Here is an 18,190-nt window from a genome sequence, read left to right on the forward strand (position 1 = left end):
GCGGGCATCAGCGGGGCGATCCAGCACCTGGCGGGCATGAAGGACTCCAAGGTGATCGTGGCGATCAACAAGGACCCCGAGGCCCCGATCTTCTCGGTCGCCGACTACGGCCTGGAGGCCGATCTGTTCTCCGCCGTGCCCGGACTGGTCCAGGCGCTCTGAGCGTCGCGCCACCCGCCACACCGTCCACGAGGGCGCCCGACATGTCGTTGCGGCGCCCTTTTTTCAATATCGCAGCGCAGAACCACCACAAGGATTGCGACCCATGACCTACCGTGCCCCCGTCAAGGACTTCATGTTCGGCCTCAAGGAGCTGGCCGGCCTGGAGCAGCTGACCCACATCCCCGAGTTCGCCGAAGCCGGGCTCGACACCGCGGCGGCCGTGCTCGAGGAGTGCGCCAGGTTCAACGAGAACGTCGTCGCCCCGCTGAACTGGGAAGGCGACAGGAACCCCTCGTCGTGGAAGGACGGTGTCGTCACCACCACGCCGGGTTTCAAGGAAGCCTTCCGCCAGTTCGGCGACGGTGGCTGGCAGGGCCTGCAGCACCCCGAGGCGTTCGGAGGGCAGGGCCTGCCCAAGGCGATCGGCGCGGCCTGCATCGAGATGATCAACAGCGCCAACCTGAGCTTCGCGCTGTGCCCGCTGCTGACCGACGGCGCGATCGAGGCGCTGCTGACGGCCGGCTCCGACGAGCAGAAGGCGCTCTACCTGCCGCCCATGGTCGAAGGCCGCTGGACCGGCACGATGAACCTGACCGAGCCGCAGGCCGGCTCCGACCTGGCGGCGGTGCGCACCAAGGCCGAGCCGCAGCCCGACGGCACCTACAAGATCTTCGGCACCAAGATCTTCATCACCTACGGTGAGCACGACATGGCCGAGAACATCGTCCACCTGGTGCTGGCCCGCGTGGTCGGCGCGCCGGAGGGCGTCAAGGGCATCAGCCTGTTCATCGTGCCGAAGTTCATCGTGAACGCGGACGGCAGCCTGGGCGAGCGCAACGACGCGCACTGCGTGTCCATCGAGCACAAGATGGGCATCAAGGCCAGCCCGACCGCGGTGCTGCAGTTCGGCGACCACGGCGGCGCGATCGGCCATCTGGTCGGCCAGGAGAACCGTGGCCTCGAGTACATGTTCATCATGATGAACGCCGCCCGTTTCGCCGTGGGCGTGCAGGGCATCGCGGTGGCCGAGCGGGCCTACCAGAAGGCCGTGCAGTACGCCCGCGACCGGGTGCAGTCCCGTCCGGTCGACGGCTCGGTGGCCGGGGCCGCACCCATCATCCACCATGCCGACGTGCGCCGCATGCTGATGACGATGCGCGCCTGCACCGAAGGCTGCCGTGCGCTGGCCCTGGTCGCCGGTGCGGCCTATGACGCGGCGCACCATCACCCGGACGCCGACACCCGCCAGGCCAACCAGACCTTCTACGAGTTCATGGTGCCGCTGATCAAGGGCTACAGCACCGAGATGAGCCTGGAGGTGACCTCGCTGGGCGTGCAGGTGCATGGCGGCATGGGCTTCATCGAGGAGACCGGCGCGGCGCAGTACTACCGCGATGCCAAGATCCTGACCATCTACGAAGGCACGACCGCGATCCAGGCCAACGACCTCGTGGGCCGCAAGACCGGGCGTGACGGTGGCCGGACCGCCAAGGCGCTGGCCGCGCAGATCGAGCAGACCGAGGCGCTGCTGGCCGCCCGCGACAGCGCGGCGGCGCAGTCGTTCGCCCGGAACCTGAAGGCGGCCCGCCTGGCCTTCGTCGACGTGGTCGAGTTCGTCGCCGGCCACGGCAAGGCCAGCCCGAACCTGGTCTTCGCCGGCTCGGTGCCCTACCTGATGCTGGCAGGCAACCTGATGGCGGGCTGGCAGATGGGCCGTGCGCTGCTGGCGGCCCAGGACGCGCTCAACGAGGGCGAGGACAGCGCCTTCATGCAGGCCAAGATCGTCACCGCCCAGTTCTACGCCGAGCACATCCTGGCGCGCGTGCCGGGCCTGCGCGACACGGTCGTGCACGGGGGCGGGTCGGTCTGCGCGATGCCGCTCGACGCGTTCTGACCCTGCGCGGGGCGGGGCGCCGCCGACTGGGCTTGGGGCTCTGGTCCGCTGGCGCCTCGGTGACACGCCACGGGGCCGCCGCGGCCGCACACTCCCCGGTGCGCGGCCGCGGCCGCTCCATCGAACTCGAACCTTTCCGGAGACGATCTTGGCCCTGCCTGCCGTGCTTGCGAACCTGCCGCTGCCCATCATCGGCTCGCCGCTGTTCATCATCAGCCACCCGAAACTCGTGATCGCCCAGTGCCAGGCCGGCATCGTCGGCTCGATGCCCGCGCTCAACGCCCGGCCCGCGTCGCAGCTCGAGGACTGGCTGGCCGAGATCACCGAGACCCTCGCCGCCTACGATGCGGCCCACCCGGACGCGCCCTCGGCGCCGTTTGCCGTCAACCAGATCGTGCACCGCAGCAACGACCGGCTGGAGCAGGACATGGCCGTCTGCGCCCGCTACCGGGTGCCCATCGTCATCACCAGCCTGGGCGCGCGCACCGACGTCAACGACGCGGTGCACGGCTGGGGCGGGGTCGTGCTGCACGACATCATCAACGACGCCTTCGCGAGGAAGGCGATCGACAAAGGCGCCGACGGCCTGATCGCGGTGGCGGCGGGGGCGGGTGGTCATGCCGGCGTCAAGAGCCCGTTCGCGCTGATCCAGGAGATCCGCCAGTGGTTCGACGGCCCGGTGGCGCTGTCGGGCTCGATCGCCACCGGCGGTGCGGTGCTGGCCGCCCAGGCCATGGGGGCGGACTTCGCCTACATCGGCTCGGCCTTCATCGCCACCGACGAGGCCCGCGCCAGCGAGGCCTACAAGCAGTGCATCGTCGACAGCAGCAGCGACGATATCGTCTACAGCAGCCTGTTCACCGGCGTGCACGGCAACTACCTCAAGCCCTCGATCCGCGCGGCCGGGCTCGACCCCGACCACCTGCCCGACAGCGACCCGAGCGCGATGAACTTCGGCGCCGTCGACGCCAAGGCCTGGAAGGACATCTGGGGCTGCGGCCAGGGCATCGGCGCGATCGACGCCATCGTGCCGGTGGCCGAGCGGGTGGCGCGCCTGCGGCGTGAATACCTCGCGGCGCGGGCCCGGCTGTGCGCGGCCTAGGTCATCAGCCCGCGGCTTCCACCACCATCTGCACGCGTGCCTGGCCCTGCCAGGTGTCGAGCGACAGGCGGTAGGCCAGCCGCACCCGGTCGGCCACCGGCTCGCTCCGGCCGAACCAGATCGCGTCGCGCACCTGGTCGTGCAGGCGCACGCTGAGCTTGAGGTGCCGCTCGCCGACCAGCCGCTGGCGCAGCACGTCGACCTCGTCGACGAACAGCGGGGCCTCGAAGGCCTGGCCCCAGACCTGCTCGTCGAGCAGCGCGACGGTGGCGGCATCGAACCAGCGGGCCTCGAGCGGGCCGTCGGTGGCCAGGCGGCGTTGCAGCGCCGCGGGCTCGAGCCACTCCTCGGCGATGGTCTGCAGCGCATGGTCGAAGTCGTCGAAGTCGGCCTGCTCGATGGTGCAGCCCGCGGCCATCGAGTGGCCGCCGAAGCGCTTGAGGATGCCGGGCTGGCGCTTGCTGATCAGGTCCAGCGCATCCCGCAGGTGGAAACCGGGGATGGAGCGGCCCGAGCCCTTGAGCAGCCCGTCGGCGCCGATCGCGAAGACGAAGGTCGGGCGGTGCAGGCGGTCCTTCAGGCGGCCGGCGACGATGCCCACCACCCCTTCGTGGAACTCGGGGTCGAACAGCACCACCGCCGGCGGCACCTCGCCCTCGGGCATCAGCGCATCGAGCAGCAGCTCGGCCTGCTCGCGCATGCCGGCCTCGACCTCGCGGCGCTCGCGGTTGATGCTGTCGAGCAGGCGAGCCAGCTCGGCGGCCTGGGTGCCGTCGTCGGTCAGCAGGCAGGTGATGCCGATGGTCATGTCGGCCAGCCGGCCGGCCGCGTTCAGGCGCGGTCCGAGCGAAAAGCCGAAATCCATCGCGCTGGCGCGCTGCGGGTCGCGCCCGGCGGCGGCAAACAGCGCGGCGATGCCCGGCTGCATGCGTCCGGCGCGGATGCGCCGCAGGCCCTGCGCGACGAGGCGGCGGTTGTTGGTGTCGAGCTTGACGACGTCGGCCACCGTGCCCAGCGCGACCAGGTCGAGCAGGGCGTCGAGCCGGGGCTGGCCGGCCGCGTCGAAGCGGTCGCGCTGGCGCAGCTCCGCCCGCAGCGCCAGCAGCACGTAGAACATCACCCCGACCCCGGCGATGGCCTTGCTCGCGAAGCTGCAGCCGGGCTGGTTGGGGTTGACGATCACGTCGGCGGCGGGCAGCGTCGGCTGGCCGGCGTCGTCCATGGCCGGCAGGTGGTGGTCGGTCACCAGCACCCGCAGGCCCAGCTCGTGGGCCCGCTCGATGCCGGCGTGGCTGGCGATGCCGTTGTCCACGGTGACCAGCAGCGCCGGTCGGTGTTCCATCGCCAGGTCGACGATGGTGGGGGTCAGGCCGTAGCCGTGCACCGCGCGGTCGGGCACGACGTAGTGCAGCGTGCCGGGCCTCGCGCCCAGCATCGCCAGGCCGCGCAGCGCCACCGCGCAGGCGGTCGCGCCGTCGCAGTCGTAGTCGGCCACCATGACGATGTGGCCGCCGGCGTCGAGCGTGTCGGCCAGCAGCCGGGCGGCCGCCGCGGTGCCCAGCAGCTCGGCGGGCGGGATCAGCCGGGCCAGGCCGTCGTCGAGCTCGTCCTGGCTGCGGATGCCCCGGGCGGCGAACAGGCGGGCGAGCAGCGGGTGCACGCCCGCCTGCTCCAGCGCCCAGCTGGCGCGTGGCGGCACGTCTCGGATGTCGATCTGTGGGGTCATGGCAGGGGCGGGCCGGTCGGAGGTGGAGGGATCAGAGGTCGGCCAGCAGCGCGCGGGCGGACGGCGGTTGCCAGCGGGCGCGCCACTGGCGCACCTGGCGGGCCATCCAGCGGTCGTCGGGCCGGTCCAGGCGCTGCGCCACCCGCTCGCCGCTCAGCGTCAGGCTGACCGGCTCGCCACGCTCGCAGGCCGCCAGCAGCGTGCGGATCGGGCCGTCGTCGAGCGCCTGCCAGGCGGCGCACCAGGCGGCCCAGTCCCCGGCCACCAGCGGGCCGTGCAGCGTGTCGTCGACCTGCAGCCCGACCTCGGCCGCCGGCTGCGGCGCCCCGCAGCCGCTGAGCCAGAAGGAATTGACCGTCAGCGCCCGCCGCGCCTCGCGGCGGTCGTTGACCGGATGTTCGTGCCACAGCATCTGGGCCTCGACCTGCAGGCGGCGCAGCCGGCGTGCATCCGGATCCTGGCCGCGCAGCCAGAGGTCGAGGTTGCGGCCGATGGCCCGGTCGAGCGAGGCGGTGCGCAGCTGGCGCAGCACCGGGTGGCGGGCATACCAGCGCAGCGGTGCGCCCCAGTGCAGCTGCCAGCCTTCGGCCTCGAAGGACGGGCGCAGGGTGTCCATCAGCGTGCGCGACTCGTCGGCCTGCAGCGCCAGCGCGCCGGGGTCGACCAGGCTGATCTGGTCGCTGCCGACCAGCCAGTGGCAGGGCGTGACCAGGCCCCAGCCCTCGTCGTCGACCTCGAGGCCGTCCTGCCGGGCCCGCCAGGCGGCGAACGGCCAGCGGCCGTCCTCGCCTTGCCAGCCGTGGTGTCGGGCCAGCACCTGCTCGTGCGGCAGGCTCAGGGTGTACTCGTCGTCGCCCGAGCGTTCGCCGGCCACCAGCTGGCCGAGCAGGCGCTCCAGCACCGGCAGCTTCAGGGTGGCAAGGGCAGCGGCACCGGCGTCGGAGGCGGCGCTGGCGTGGGGGATCAGCAGGTGGGGCACGGGCAGGCTCCGGGCGGGGTGGCGCCGGGTCGCAGGTCAATCGGGCATTATCCGGCCTGTCCCGTGCACGCGGGCGGCCCGGCCGGTCTCGGGTAGCATCGCCGCCCATGAACTGGCCCTACGAAGTACGCATCGGCTGGCGCTACACCCGCGCAGGCCGCGCCGGGCGGCGCAATGGCTTCATCTCCTTCATCTCCGGCGTGTCGATGCTCGGCATCGCGCTGGGCGTGGCCGCGCTCATCATCGTGCTCAGCGTGATGAACGGCTTCCAGAAGGAGGTCCGCGACCGCATGCTCAGCGTCATCGCCCACATCGAGGTGTTCGATGCCACCGGCGCGCCGGTCGAGGACTGGCAGGCGCTGGCGCAGCGCACGCGTGCCCGGCCCGAGGTGCTGGCCGCCGCGCCCTTCATCTCGTCGCAGGCGCTGATCGCCCGTGGCGAGGACATGAGGGGCGCGATCGTGCGCGGCATCCAGCCCGACGAGGAGGCCAAGGTCACGCCGCTGGCGGCCCAGCTCAAGGACACGGTGCTGCAGCGGCTGCAGCCCGGCAGCTGGGGCATCGTGCTCGGTGGCCAGCTGGCGCGTTCGATGGGCGTGGGCGAGGGCGACCTGCTGACGCTGGTCACGCCCAGCGGGCAGACCACCCCGGCGGGTGTCGTGCCCCGCCTCAAGCAGGTCACGGTGGTGGGCGTGTTCAACGCCGGCCACTACGAATACGACAACGGCCTGGCGCTGATGCACATCGACGACGCGGCGCGGCTGTTCCGCACCGGCGGGCCGCAAGGCATCCAGCTGCGCCTGAGCGAGCAGCAGCAGGCGCGCGAGGTCGCCGCCCGGCTGTCGGCCGACCTGGGCCGGCAGTACCTGGTGCGTGACTGGACCCGCACCAACGCCGCCTGGTACGACGCGGTGCAGATCGAGAAGCGCATGATGTTCATCATCCTGACGCTGATCGTCGCGGTGGCCGCGTTCAACCTCGTCTCCACGCTGGTGATGACGGTCACGGACAAGCAGGCCGACATCGCGATCCTGCGCACGCTGGGCGCCAGCCCGCGCTCGATCATGGGCATCTTCATGGTCCAGGGCGCGGCCTCGGGCGTGATCGGCACGCTCGGTGGCCTGGCGCTCGGGCTGCTGGTGGCCTGCAACGTCGACGTGATCGTGCCGGCGCTCGAGGCGCTGTTCCAGACCACCTTCCTGCCCGGCAGCGTCTACCTGATCACCCGCATGCCCAGTGATCCGCAGGCGGTCGACATCGTGCCCATCGGGGTCATCTCGCTGCTGCTGGCCTTCGTCGCCACCGTCTACCCGAGCTGGCGCGCCAGCCGCGTCAATCCAGCCGAGGCCTTGCGTTATGAATGAACAGGCGATGGATCACGTGCCGGTGATCGAGGCCCAGGGGCTGGTGCGCCGTTACCACGAGGGCGGTCGCGACGGGCTGGACGTGACGGTGCTGCAGGGGGTCGACCTGACGGTGCGCCGCGGCGAGACGGTGGCCATCGTCGGCGCGTCGGGTTCGGGCAAGAGCACGCTGCTGCACCTGCTCGGCGGGCTGGATGCGCCCACGAGCGGCCAGGTGCGCCTGGCCGGGCGGGTGCTGCAGTCGATGGACGCGGTCGAGCAGGGCCGGTGGCGCAACCTGCAGCTGGGTTTTGTCTACCAGTTCCACCACCTGCTGCCCGAGTTCACCGCGCTGGACAATGTCGCGATGCCGCTGCTGATCCGCCGCGAACCGATCGCCCGGGCCCGCGAGGCCGCACATGCCCAGCTGGCCACGATGGGTCTGGGCCAGCGCGTGTCGCACCGGCCGTCGGAGCTGTCGGGCGGCGAGCGCCAGCGGGTGGCGATCGCCCGGGCGCTGGTGTCGCGACCGGCCTGCGTGCTGGCCGACGAGCCGACCGGCAACCTCGACCGCGAGACCGCCGACAAGGTGTTCGACGAGATGATGCGGCGCTCGCGCGAGCAGGGCACCGCCTTCGTGCTGGTCACGCACGACCACGAACTGGCGTCGCGCTGCGACCGCACGCTGCGCCTGGTGCAGGGCCGCATGGCGTGAGGCCGGGCGGCGGGGCGAGTGCCCCGCCTGCCGGGCTCAGCGGCTCATCAGGCTGCTGACCGGTTCCAAGTCGGCGGGGGTCAGCACGCCGGTGGCCTGCTGCAGCTTCAGGCGGGTGGCCAGCAGGTCGTAGCGCGCCTTGGCCAGCTCGCTCTGGGTCGAATAGAGCTGGCTCTGGGCGTTCAGCACGTCCAGGTTGACCCGCACGCCGACCTTGTAGCCCAGCTGCGTGGCGTCCAGCGCGAGCTTGCTCGAGGACTCGGCCGCCTCCAGCGCCCGCACCCGGGCGATGCCGGACTCGACGCCGAAATAGGCCTGGCGCACGCCCTGGGCGACGCTGCGGCGAGCGTTGTCGAGGTCGCTGCGCGACTTCTCCTCCAGCTTCAGCGCTTCGCGCACCTGGTTCTCGACCAGCCCGCCGGTGAACAGCGGCCACTGCAGGTTCACGCCGACGCTGGCGGTGCGGCTGGTGCCTTCGCCGCCCGAGCTCGGGGCGGCCGTGCCGTTGTTGTTGGCCAGCCCGACCGAGCCGGTCAGGCCCACCGTGGGCTGCTTGCCGGCCCGCACACGCTCGATCTCGTCCTTGGCGATGGCGCCACCCAGGCGGGCCTTGCGCACCAGCGGCGCGTCCTGGCTGCGCTCGATCCACTGGTCCACATTGCCTTCGGGCAGTCCGGGCAGGATCGCCGCCGGCGCCAGCGGGCGCGGGTCGACCCCGGTGCGCCCGACCAGCTGGTCGAGGTAGGTGCGCTTGACCCGCAGGTCGTTGTCCGCGGCGATGACCTGGGCGCTGGACAGGTCGGCACGGGCCTGGGCTTCGCGGGTGTCGGTGATGGTGGCGGTGCCGACCTCGAAGTTGCGCTTGGCAGAGGCCAGCTGCACCCCGATCGCCTTCTGGCTGGCCTGGGCGGCGGCGAGCGCCTCACGGGCGGTCAGCACGTCGAAATAGGCCTGCGCCACCCGCACGATCAGGTCCTGCTCGGCCGCCTGCAGGTCGGCCTGGGAGACCTCGACGCCCTTGCGGGCCTTGTCGACCGAGGCGCTGCTGGCGCGGTTGTACAGCGACTGGTTGGCCTGCAGGCCCACCGAGGCGGTGCGCAGGTTGCGGTTGCCTGCCAGCGGCGTGTCGGAGTTGCTGCCCTGCAGCCCGGCGTTCAGGCCCAGCGTCGGGCGGCGTGCCGCCTCGGCCTGTCCGACCTGGAACGAGGTGGCTTCGGCCTGCGCACGGGCCGACAGGTAGATGGCGTCATAGGCCCGGGCCGCTTCGTAGACTTCCTGCAGGCTCTGGGCACGGACCTGCGAGGTCATCAGCGCGAGGGCGGCCAGGGTCATGGCCGCCAGAGGCGAGGGGATCAACCGGTTCATGGACGCATCCTTTGCAGCCGAGTTCGGGGACATGAGACGAAAGGCTCAATACCGTGGGGTGGTGGCGTCGACCTGGTTGGACCAGGCGTCGATGCCACCGGCGATGTTGTACACCTCTGCATGGGACTGCCGCTCCAGGAAGTGCGCGACCTGGAGGCTGCGCATCCCGTGGTGGCACAGCACGAACACCGGCTGCTCCGGATCCAGCTCGCCCAGCCGGGCCGGGATCTGCTGCATCGGGATGTCCAACCGGCGCATGCCCTCGGGCGTGAAGCTCGCCTGCGCGATCTCCCAGGGCTCGCGCACGTCCAGCAGCACCGGGGCGAGGCCCTGCTGCATCAGCTGCCGCACGAGCGAGGAGAGTTCGACGACGGACACCTGTTGCATGCGGACCTCGGGGCGGGATCAGAAGGCGAAATGTGCCGGCTCGGGAAAGCCGTCGAGTCGCGGAGCGATCGTGTCGAACAGGATTTCTGTGCGGAATTCACGCTCGCTCAGGCGGGTGATCCGTTCGGCGCGCATCACCGGCTCCTGGCCGACGATGGCCACCAGCCGCCCGCCGACCTTGAGCTGCTGCAGCAGGCTCTGCGGCACCTGGGCCACCGAGCCCGACATCAGGATGGCATCCCACGGACCCTGCAGCACGCCTTCGGCGGCGTTGCCCTGGCGCACCTCGGCATTCATGACACCGGCGCGGCGCAGGTTGTCGCGGGCCATCGCGGCCAGCTCCGGGCGGATCTCCAGCGTCACCACCTGCTGGGCGCGGTGCGCCAGCAGCGCGGCCATGAAACCCGAGCCGGCACCGATCTCGAGCACCTTCTCGTGGCGGGCCGGAGCCAGTTCCTGCAGCAGGCGGGCTTCCAGGCGCGGGGCGAGCATGCTCTGGGCGCTGCCGTCGCTGGCGGGCAGCGGAATCTCCAGGTCCATGAAGGCCAGGCTGCGGTGGGCCATCGGCACGAAGTCTTCGCGCTTGACGATGCTCAGCAGCGACAGCACCGAGGTGTCCAGCACATCCCAGGGGCGGATCTGCTGCTCGATCATGTTGAAGCGGGCCTGTTCGACATTCATCGTGGGTTCCTTGGGGTCCTGAGGGCTCGAAAACCCGTCATTTTAGTTGCGCAGGCCGTGCAGCATCAGGTCCATGTGGTGGCGAATGAACACCGCGGGGTCGCCCATCGCGTCGCTCGGCTGGCACACGCCCAGCGAATGCTTGTGGATGCACAGCATGACCATGGGCAGCAGCAGCGAATGCACGGTGGCGTCCACGTCCACCGGCCGGAATTCGCCACGGTCGATGCCGGCCTGCAGCATGCCGGCGATCAGCGCGTGGCCCGGGCGCACCACCTGCTCGTTGTAGAACTCGGCGATGTCTGGGAAGTTGCGCACCTCGGTGATGATGAGCTTGAAGACCCCGGAGGCATCGCTGGCCACCACGCGTGCCCACCAGGCCGAGAGCACGTCGCTGAGCAGTTCGGTGGCGCTGCCGGTGTGGGCGGCCACCGCGGCGGCTCCGGCGGCGATCTCGGCCGACAGGCGCTGCTCGATGACGGCCTTGAGCAGCTCTTCCTTGCTCGGGTAGTAGAGGTAGAGCGTGCCCTTGGAGACGCCGGCGCGCTGGGCGACCTCCTCGGTGCGGGTGGCGGCAAAGCCCTTTTCCACGAACAGGGCCAGTGCCGCATCGATCAGTTCCTGCGGGCGCTCGGCCTTGCGGCGCAGGTGCGCCGGGGCCGTTTTGCCGGACGGGGAGGGGACGGAGGGCTTCGACAAGAGGGGGACAGGTAAATGACTGACTGGTCAGTAATGTAGCGGAGCACTTTTGCAATGGTCAAGCGCGGGCCTGCCTAGAATGCGCCGCATGAGTCGCCCGCCCGCTTCCCCGGCCCGCCGTCGCCTGCTCGGGCAGGCCGGCGGCGTGCTGCTGCCCTGGTCGATGCTCGGCGCCGGCTGCATCAGCCCGCCGCGCGAGTTCGAGATCAGCCAGGCGCAGCTGCTGCAGGGCCTGGGCGCGCACTTTCCGCTGCGCCGCCGCCTGGCCGGCCTGGTCGAGCTGGAGGCGGATCACCCGCGCCTGCGCCTGCTGCCCGAGCGCAACCGGCTCGCGCTGGCGCTGGACCTGCGTGGCACCGGGGCGCTGCCGGGCCCCTCGGGCTGGACGGGCGTGACGGGCCTGAGCACCGGCCTGCGCTTCGATCGTGATCAGGCGTCGGTGCGCCTGGACGACGTCGCGCTCGAGCGGCTCGAGATCGACGGCCTGTCGTCGGCCACGGGCGACCGGCTGGCCCGCCTGCTCGGGCCGCTGGTGTCCGGGGGGCTGCAGGACCTGGTGGTGCGGCGCTTTTCCGAACAGGCGATGGCCCGGGTGCACCGCCGCGGCGTGCGGCCCGCCGGCCTGCGCATCACCGCCACCGGCCTCGTGGTCGATCTGGAGCCGCTGCCCTCATGACGGCATCCGCCTCCCGCCCGCCGATGGGTCCGCCCCGCTGCGCCTTCGACTTCGACGCGCTCTCCCTGGACGGCCAGCCCGTGCGCCTGTCGACCTGGCAAAGCCGGGTGCTGCTGATCGTCAACACCGCCAGCGAATGTGGTTTCACGCCGCAGTACGCCGCGCTGCAGGCGCTGTGGCAGCGCCACGGCCCCGACGGGCTGGTGGTGCTGGGTTTCCCGTGCAACCAGTTCGGTGGACAGGAGCCGGGGGACGCGGCGCGCATCGGCGAGTTCTGCACGCAGCGCTTCGGCGTGAGTTTCCCGATGATGGCGCGGGTGGACGTGCGCGGCGCGCAGGCGCACCCGCTCTACCGCTGGCTGTGCGCGCAGGCGCCGGGGCTGCTGGGCACCCGCGCCATCAAGTGGAACTTCACCAAGTTCCTGGTCGGCCGCGACGGTCGGGTGATCGGGCGTTTTGCGCCGACGGCCACCCCCGCCCGCCTGACCGGCGCCATCGAGGCGGCGCTGGCCGAGGCGGGCCGCGGCACAATCCCGCCATGAACGCACCAGCCCATGAGCCGCTCGACGAGCTCGAATTCGACCGCCTGCAGAGTTTCCTGAGCGGTCTGCCCACCGGGGCGATGAACGTCGAGGAGCTCGACGGCTTCTTCTGCGGCCTGCAGACCGCGCCCGAGCGCCTGACCAACGAGGTCTGGCTGCCGCTGATCTGGGGCAGTGATGCCAACGAGCAGGCGTCCTTCGACAGTCCCGCCCAGGCGCAGGCCATCCTGCAGCTGGTGATGCGCCACTGGACCACCGTCGGCCGGGGCCTGGCCCGGATGCTGGCCGAGCCCGACCAGCTCTACCTGCCCATCCTGCTCGATGACGGTGAAGGTGGCCTGCAGGGCAACGACTGGGCGCGCGGCTACGTGCGTGCGATGCGGCTGGCGCCCGAGGGCTGGGAGATGCTGCTGCAGGATCCGGCCCAGGCCGGGGCGCTCGAGCCGCTGCTCTGGCTGGCCCACGAGCACGACGAGGACGAGCAGAAGCGCTCGCCCGCCCTGCCGGCCGAGGAGCGCCAGGAGCTGCTGATGCACCTGGTGGTCGGCCTCAACCGGGCCCATGCCAGCCTGGAGCCGCAGCGCCAGCAGCGTGCGCAGGCCCAGCGCCAGGCGACGACCTTCCGCCGCACGGGCGTCAAGCCCGGCCGCAACGACAGCTGTCCCTGCGGCAGCGGTCGCAAGTACAAGCACTGCTGCGCGCTGGTCCAGCGCGAGGACTGAGACCGCCCGGCCCGGCCGGGCCGGCTCGCTCAGGCCTTCAGCAGCGTCTCGAGGCAGTGCTCGCGGATGCCGTAGAAGTCCTTGAGCGCCTGCACCTGGGCCAGCACCGTCTCGCGGTGGCCGGCCGGGTCCGGACGCTGGCGGCGCGTGGCCAGGATCATCTTGTTCTTGTTGGTGTGCTCGAGCGAGATGAACTCGAACACCTGGGTGTCGTAGCCCTGCGCGTCGAGCAGCAGCGCCCGCAGGCCGTCGGTCACCATCTCGGCCTCCTGGCCCAGGTGGATGCCGTGCTGCAGCAGCGGGCGCAGCAGTGCCGGGGCGTTCATCTGCGGGCGCAGCTGCTTGTGGCAGCAGGGCGAGCACATGATGATGCTCGCGCCGGCCCGCAGGCCGAGGTGGATCGCGAAGTCGGTGGCGGTGTCGCAGGCGTGCAGCGCGATCATCGCGTCGACCGGGTCGGGCGTGTAGCTGCGAACGTCGCCGGCGTCGAAGCGCAGGCCGTCCAGCCCGTGGGCCTGCGCGCTGCGGTTGCACAGCTCGACCAGTTCCTGCCTCAGCTCGACGCCCATCACCTGCGCCTCGCGTCCCTGGCTGCGCAGCAGTTCGTGCATCGCGAAGGTCAGGTAACCCTTGCCGCAGCCGAAGTCGATGACCCGCACCTGCCGCGACGCGGCCAGCGGCGAGGCGGCCAGCGCGGCGCTGAAGATCTCCGCGAAGCGGTTGATCTGCTTCCACTTGCGTGCCATCGCCGGCACCATCTGGCCCCCGGGCGTGGTCAGGCCGAGGTCGACCCAGCAGGGCTGGCCCAGGTCGAGCAGGCGCTGCTTGCTGCGGTTGTGGGCCAGCGCGTCCGCGCCGGTTCCGGCCGGAACCTCGCCGCCGTCGTCGGCGGCCGGCTCGGCCGCCGCCGTGCCGGGCAGGCGGCCCACCCGCAGCTGGCTGCGGTCGCGCCCGCCCTTTTCCTTGACGCTCAGCTGCACCTCCTGCGTGGCCGTGGTCAGGTGGGCGTTCTGGAATGCCGGCCCGAGCAGTTGCCGCATCAGCGCGTCGACCTCGCCGACCGGGTGGTTCTTGGTGATGTCCTTGGTCGCGTGGCGATACACCAGCTGCAGGCAGGGCGTCCCGCGCAGCATCACCGGCCGGCCCAGCACCCGCTCCAGCCCCGCCTCGTCGCCCCGGTAGCGGCTCAGGTTGAGCTTCAGGGGCGAGCCGGTGTGCAGCGCGGTCAGCAGCAGGCGGATGAAACGCTCGCGCGCCGACGGCTCGGCCGTGGCGTCGGTCGATGGGGTGTCGATCAGGTGGGTGAACATCGGGCGGGCCGTCGGGGCGTGGGTGGGTGCCGATTGTCCGTCATGCCCGCGCCCTGGCCGGGGTGGGGAACCTCCCGCAGCCCCCGGGGTCCATGCAGCACGTTGGCCGCCACGTGGGCGGTCCGGTGATGTCGACTCCTGGAGGATGAAGCGTGATGGGCAAGTTCATGAACCTGAAACGTCTGGCGGTGATGTGGTCGGCCCTGAGCCGCGATGCACGGGTGCTCTGGCAGGCGCTGAAACACCCGCAGGCACCCGGCTGGCTGAAGGTCTGCACCGTGCTGCTGGTCGGCTACGTGCTGTCCCCGATCGACCTGATCCCGGACTTCCTGGCGATCTTCGGCTGGGTCGACGACCTGCTGATCGTCGGTTTCTCGCTGCGCTGGCTGCTGTCCCGCCTGCCGGTGCGGGTGCGCGAGGATGCCGAACGGGCGGCTTTCGGTCATGGCGCGACGGTGGTCGAGGTGGTGGATCGCCGCTGATTCGCCTGCCGGGCTCGCGAGCGGTCGCGAGCCGTGCATTCCTGACGAGTGCGACGGGACCACGCTGGATAAACTGCGTGGTCCCTGCTCGTATCGACCTCCGCCATGCCTTCGAATGCCGAATCGGTCCTGACGTTGTTCCACTCGCCCCGGACCCGCTCGACGGGCATCCGGATCCTGCTGGAGGAGCTGGAAGCCCCCCACCGGCTGCAGCCGGTGGATGTCGCCGGTGGCGAGCAGCGCCAGGCCGGTTATCTGGCCATCAACCCGATGGGGAAAGTGCCGGCGGTGCTGCACCAGGGGCAGCTGATCACCGAGCAGGCGGCGCTGTGCATCTTCCTGGCCGACCTGTTCCCGGCGGCGGGCCTGGCCCCGGCGATCGACGAGCCGCTGCGCGGACCTTACCTGCGCTGGCTGGTGTTCTACGGTTCGTGCTTCGAGCCCGCGGTGCTTGACCGGGCGCTGCAGCGTGCGCCGGCGCCGCTTTCGATGTGCCCCTACGGTGACTGGGAGACGACGATGGCGACGCTCGGCGAGCAGCTGTCCCTCGGACCCTTCCTGCTGGGCGAGCGCTTCAGCGCCGCCGACGTGCTCTGGGGCATCGCGCTGCGCTGGGTGACCGAGTTCGGCCTCGTGCCGTCGACGCCGGTGATCCGGGCCTACGTCGACCGGGTGGTCAGCCGGCCGGCCGCGCAGCGGGTGCTGGGCGAAGAGGCCGCCCTGCCGGTGAGCTGAGGTCCGCCGCCGCGGTCGCGGGCTTGATCAAGGGCAGGGGTCCGCGCCGCCGCGGCTGACAGAATCGGTGCATGCCCAGCGCCTTCAACTTCTCCGCCTCGCCCTACGACTGCCTCACCGCCGAGGAGCGGCAGCTGGTGCGCGACCATGTCGACATCGAGTACTTCCGCGACGGGCAGGTGATCCTCGAGGAGGGGGAGGCGCCGTCGCACCTGCTGGTGGTCATCAAGGGCCATGTGCGCGAGTGGCGCGGCGAGGAGCCGGTGGGCACCAGCGGCCCCGACGACAGCTTCGACGGCCGTGGCCTGGTGGCGGGCAAGACGAGCAGCCGCTTCGTCGCCGCCGAGGAGGTGCTGGCCTACCGCATCGCCCGCTCGGCGGTGCAGGAGCTGATCTCGCGCAACGCCACCTTCGGGGCGCTGCTGTTCGCCGACCTGTCCAACAAGCTGGGCGCCCTGGCCGAACGCGCCGGGCAGCACGAGCTGCAGTCGCTGACGATGGCCCGGGTCGAGCAGGCGTTCGTGCGGCCGGCGCATGTCGTCGATGGCGAGGCCGACATCGTCTCGGTGGTCAAGGTCTTCCAGTCGCAGCGCACCACCAATGTCATCGTGCGCGATGCCCGCGAGCAGCCGCCGCGGCTGGGCATCTTCACGATGAGCGGGCTGCAGCGTGCCATCCTGGACGGCCGCCCGCTGGCCGAGCTGCCGGTGCGCGAGCTGTCGAGCTTCCGGCTGATCACCGTGCGACCGCAGGACCACCTGTTCGACGCCTTGTCGCAGATGGTGCGCCACCGGGTGCACCGGGTGGTGGTCGCCCGGCCCGCGCCCGACGAGGGCGCGCCGCCGCAGATCATCGGCTTCCTCGAGCAGCTCGACCTGCTGAGCTTCCTGTCCAACCACTCCTACCTGATCTCCCTGCAGATCATGGAGGCGCAGGATCTGCCGACGCTGCAGGAGGCCTCACGCCAGGTCGTGCGGCTGATCGGGCTGCTGCAGCGTGGCGGCACGCGGGTGGGGCAGATCGCCCGGCTGGTGCAGGAGCTCAATGCCAAGCTGTTCGAGCGCGCCTGGCAGCTGGTCGCGCCGGCCGAGCTGGTGGCCAACAGCTGCCTGTTCGTGATGGGCAGCGAGGGCCGCGGCGAGCAGCTGCTCAAGACCGACCAGGACAACGGCCTGATCCTGCGCGATGGCTACCCGCCACCGGCCGACCTCGAGGCGATCTGCCAGCGCTTCACCGCCGCGCTGATCGACTTCGGCTATCCGCCGTGCCCGGGCCGCATCATGGTCAGCAACCCGGCATGGCGCCAGGAGGCCACCCCCTTCGGCCACACGGTGCGGTCGTGGCTGATGGTGCCCGACACCGAGCGCCTGATGTCGCTGGCGATCTTCCTCGATGCCCAGGCGGTGGCGGGTGATGCCGGCCTGCTGGAGGCGGTGCGCCAGCAGTTCGATGCGCTGAGCGCCGACCACGACCTGACGCTGAGCCGTTTCGCCTCGGCGATCGACCTCTTCGGCGACGAGCCCGGCTGGCTCAACCGCCTGCTGACCCGGGGCGAGTCGCACCGCCACGGGCTGGACCTGAAGAAGGCGGGCCTCTTCCCGATCGTGCACGGCGTGCGCAGCATGGCGCTGGTGCGCCACCTGCGGGTGACGGGCACGGTCGAGCGCATCGAGGCCCTGGTCGGCCTCGGCGACCTGCCTGCGGACCTGGCCACCGACCTGATCGACAGCCTGCATTTTTTCATGGGCCTGAAGCTCAAGGTCGGCCTGATGGCGCTCGAGGCCGATCGCCCGCCGGACGGCGAGGTGCATCCGGAGCGGCTCAGCAGCCTCGACCGTGACCTGCTGAAGGACACGCTGGGCGTGGTCCGGCGCTTCAAGGCGCTGGTGCGCCACCGTTTCCACCTCACCGTGCTGTGAGGAGCGCCTGATGGACTCGCTGCATGCTGCCTCTCCCTGGTCGCCGGGCATGCCCGGCTCGTCGGCGCTGTCCCGCTGGTGGCGGGCGCTGCGCCGCCGCCGTGCCCTGAGGCGCTTGAGCGACCCGAGCCTGAGCGGCATCTTCGATGCCCCGCCGCCCGACGAATGGGTGTCGCTCGACTGCGAGACCACCGGTCTGGACGTGCAGCGTGACGAGATCATCGCCATCGGTGCGGTGCGCATCGCCGGCTGCCGCGTGCTGACCAGCGAGCGGCTGGAGCTGCTGGTGCGTCCGAGCCGAGGCGTCTCGGCCGACAGCGTGCGCGTGCACGGGCTGCGCGAGCTGGACATCGCCGACGGGCTGGCGCCCGAGGACGCGCTGCGGCGCCTGCTGGCCTTCATCGGCAGCCGGCCGCTGGTGGGTTATTACCTCGAGTTCGACGTGGCGATGCTCAACCGCCTGGCCCGCCCGCTGCTCGGCGGGCCGCTGCCGCACCAGGCCATCGAGGTCTCGGCGCTGTACTACGACCTCAAGCACTCGCAGCTGCCCCCCTACCAGCAGGGCAGCGAGATCGACCTGCGCTTCGCGACCCTGATGAAGGACCTCGACCTGCCCCAGCGCCCGGCGCACAACGCCGTCAACGATGCGGTCATGGCCGCGCTGGCTTTCATCAAGCTGCGCGAGCTGGCCCGCGCGCGCTCGCGCTGACACCGGCGCGCCCATGAAAAAACACCCGGGAGCGGCCCGGGT

18 protein-coding genes and 1 pseudogene are annotated in these 18,190 nt (G+C 71.2%); 12 read left to right on the forward strand and 7 right to left on the reverse strand.

What is annotated here, in order from left to right; translation table 11 throughout:
• The 3 genes and pseudogenes from C7444_RS13060 to C7444_RS13070 all read left to right on the forward strand — a co-directional run.
• Positions 1 to 162 (forward strand): annotated as a pseudogene (locus C7444_RS13060) (electron transfer flavoprotein subunit alpha/FixB family protein); the annotation flags it as partial.
• A 103-nt stretch (positions 163 to 265) separates the two neighbouring features.
• Positions 266 to 2,056 carry an acyl-CoA dehydrogenase gene (locus C7444_RS13065; protein ID WP_110401301.1) on the forward strand — a complete coding sequence of 597 codons (1,791 nt, stop codon included), beginning with the start codon at positions 266 to 268 and terminating at the stop codon, positions 2,054 to 2,056.
• A gap of 145 nt (positions 2,057 to 2,201) precedes the next feature.
• Positions 2,202 to 3,158: an NAD(P)H-dependent flavin oxidoreductase gene (locus tag C7444_RS13070; protein ID WP_110401395.1), complete on the forward strand. Its 957-nt coding sequence runs from the start codon at positions 2,202 to 2,204 to the stop codon at positions 3,156 to 3,158.
• A 4-nt stretch (positions 3,159 to 3,162) separates the two neighbouring features.
• On the opposite strand, the gene recJ is transcribed toward C7444_RS13070, so the two are convergent.
• Together recJ and C7444_RS13080 are read right to left on the reverse strand one after the other, a co-directional pair.
• Positions 3,163 to 4,884 (reverse strand): single-stranded-DNA-specific exonuclease RecJ, encoded by a 1,722-nt coding sequence (recJ, locus tag C7444_RS13075; protein ID WP_110401302.1) that lies wholly within the window; start codon positions 4,882 to 4,884, stop codon positions 3,163 to 3,165.
• 31 nt (positions 4,885 to 4,915) lie between these two features.
• Positions 4,916 to 5,863 (reverse strand): hypothetical protein, encoded by a 948-nt coding sequence (locus C7444_RS13080; RefSeq protein ID WP_110401303.1) that lies wholly within the window; start codon positions 5,861 to 5,863, stop codon positions 4,916 to 4,918.
• Between the two features lie 107 nt (positions 5,864 to 5,970).
• On the opposite strand from C7444_RS13080, the gene C7444_RS13085 reads away from it, so the two are divergent.
• Positions 5,971 to 7,227 (forward strand): lipoprotein-releasing ABC transporter permease subunit, encoded by a 1,257-nt coding sequence (locus C7444_RS13085; RefSeq protein ID WP_110401304.1) that lies wholly within the window; start codon positions 5,971 to 5,973, stop codon positions 7,225 to 7,227.
• Positions 7,228 to 7,234: 7 nt separating this feature from the next.
• A complete protein-coding gene (locus C7444_RS13090) occupies positions 7,235 to 7,921 on the forward strand; it encodes an ABC transporter ATP-binding protein (RefSeq protein WP_375136934.1) in 687 nt (228 codons plus the stop codon).
• Between the two features lie 36 nt (positions 7,922 to 7,957).
• Here the strand turns inward: C7444_RS13090 and C7444_RS13095 are convergent, their stop codons facing one another.
• Genes C7444_RS13095 through C7444_RS13110 form a run of 4 tightly spaced genes read right to left on the reverse strand, consistent with a single transcriptional unit; the run spans position 7,958 to position 11,053 of the window.
• Positions 7,958 to 9,286 (reverse strand): TolC family outer membrane protein, encoded by a 1,329-nt coding sequence (locus C7444_RS13095; protein ID WP_110401306.1) that lies wholly within the window; start codon positions 9,284 to 9,286, stop codon positions 7,958 to 7,960.
• A gap of 45 nt (positions 9,287 to 9,331) precedes the next feature.
• A complete protein-coding gene (locus tag C7444_RS13100; RefSeq protein ID WP_110401307.1) occupies positions 9,332 to 9,673 on the reverse strand; it encodes a rhodanese-like domain-containing protein in 342 nt (113 codons plus the stop codon).
• A gap of 18 nt (positions 9,674 to 9,691) precedes the next feature.
• Complete coding sequence (locus C7444_RS13105; RefSeq protein WP_110401308.1) at positions 9,692 to 10,354, reverse strand: protein-L-isoaspartate O-methyltransferase family protein; 663 nt, start codon at positions 10,352 to 10,354, stop codon at positions 9,692 to 9,694.
• Positions 10,355 to 10,396: 42 nt separating this feature from the next.
• Positions 10,397 to 11,053, reverse strand: coding sequence for a TetR/AcrR family transcriptional regulator (locus C7444_RS13110; RefSeq protein ID WP_110401309.1), 657 nt, complete (start codon positions 11,051 to 11,053; stop codon positions 10,397 to 10,399).
• Between the two features lie 88 nt (positions 11,054 to 11,141).
• Here C7444_RS13110 and C7444_RS13115 point away from each other — a divergent pair, with 88 nt between their 5' ends.
• The 3 genes from C7444_RS13115 to C7444_RS13125 are packed head-to-tail and all read left to right on the forward strand — an operon-like array spanning position 11,142 to position 12,993.
• The gene (locus tag C7444_RS13115) at positions 11,142 to 11,729 is read left to right on the forward strand and encodes a YceB family lipoprotein (protein ID WP_110401310.1); all 588 of its coding nucleotides are present in this window, start codon (positions 11,142 to 11,144) and stop codon (positions 11,727 to 11,729) included.
• Complete coding sequence (locus C7444_RS13120) at positions 11,726 to 12,271, forward strand: glutathione peroxidase (RefSeq protein ID WP_245909549.1); 546 nt, start codon at positions 11,726 to 11,728, stop codon at positions 12,269 to 12,271. Before C7444_RS13115 ends, C7444_RS13120 begins: the two co-directional genes overlap by 4 nt.
• Positions 12,268 to 12,993 (forward strand): UPF0149 family protein, encoded by a 726-nt coding sequence (locus tag C7444_RS13125; protein ID WP_110401312.1) that lies wholly within the window; start codon positions 12,268 to 12,270, stop codon positions 12,991 to 12,993. The genes C7444_RS13120 and C7444_RS13125 overlap by 4 nt, the downstream gene beginning before the upstream one ends.
• 29 nt (positions 12,994 to 13,022) lie before the next feature.
• On the opposite strand, the gene C7444_RS13130 is transcribed toward C7444_RS13125, so the two are convergent.
• On the reverse strand, positions 13,023 to 14,303 hold the full coding sequence (locus C7444_RS13130) for a class I SAM-dependent methyltransferase (RefSeq protein ID WP_211317551.1): 1,281 nt from the start codon (positions 14,301 to 14,303) through the stop codon (positions 13,023 to 13,025).
• A 167-nt stretch (positions 14,304 to 14,470) separates the two neighbouring features.
• Here C7444_RS13130 and C7444_RS13135 point away from each other — a divergent pair, with 167 nt between their 5' ends.
• The 4 genes from C7444_RS13135 to C7444_RS13150 all read left to right on the forward strand — a co-directional run bounded on the left by C7444_RS13135 (position 14,471) and on the right by C7444_RS13150 (position 18,148).
• On the forward strand, positions 14,471 to 14,785 hold the full coding sequence (locus tag C7444_RS13135) for a YkvA family protein (RefSeq protein WP_245909550.1): 315 nt from the start codon (positions 14,471 to 14,473) through the stop codon (positions 14,783 to 14,785).
• 105 nt (positions 14,786 to 14,890) lie between these two features.
• Entirely contained in the window at positions 14,891 to 15,520 is a 630-nt protein-coding gene (locus C7444_RS13140; protein WP_110401314.1) for a glutathione S-transferase family protein, read from the forward strand.
• A 71-nt stretch (positions 15,521 to 15,591) separates the two neighbouring features.
• Positions 15,592 to 17,439, forward strand: coding sequence for a putative nucleotidyltransferase substrate binding domain-containing protein (locus C7444_RS13145; protein WP_110401315.1), 1,848 nt, complete (start codon positions 15,592 to 15,594; stop codon positions 17,437 to 17,439).
• A gap of 49 nt (positions 17,440 to 17,488) precedes the next feature.
• A complete protein-coding gene (locus C7444_RS13150; protein ID WP_110401397.1) occupies positions 17,489 to 18,148 on the forward strand; it encodes a 3'-5' exonuclease in 660 nt (219 codons plus the stop codon).
• Positions 18,149 to 18,190 lie beyond the last annotated feature (42 nt).

Origin of the sequence: Sphaerotilus hippei, from assembly GCF_003201595.1 — a bacterium.
Lineage (GTDB): Bacteria > Pseudomonadota > Gammaproteobacteria > Burkholderiales > Burkholderiaceae_C > Sphaerotilus > Sphaerotilus hippei.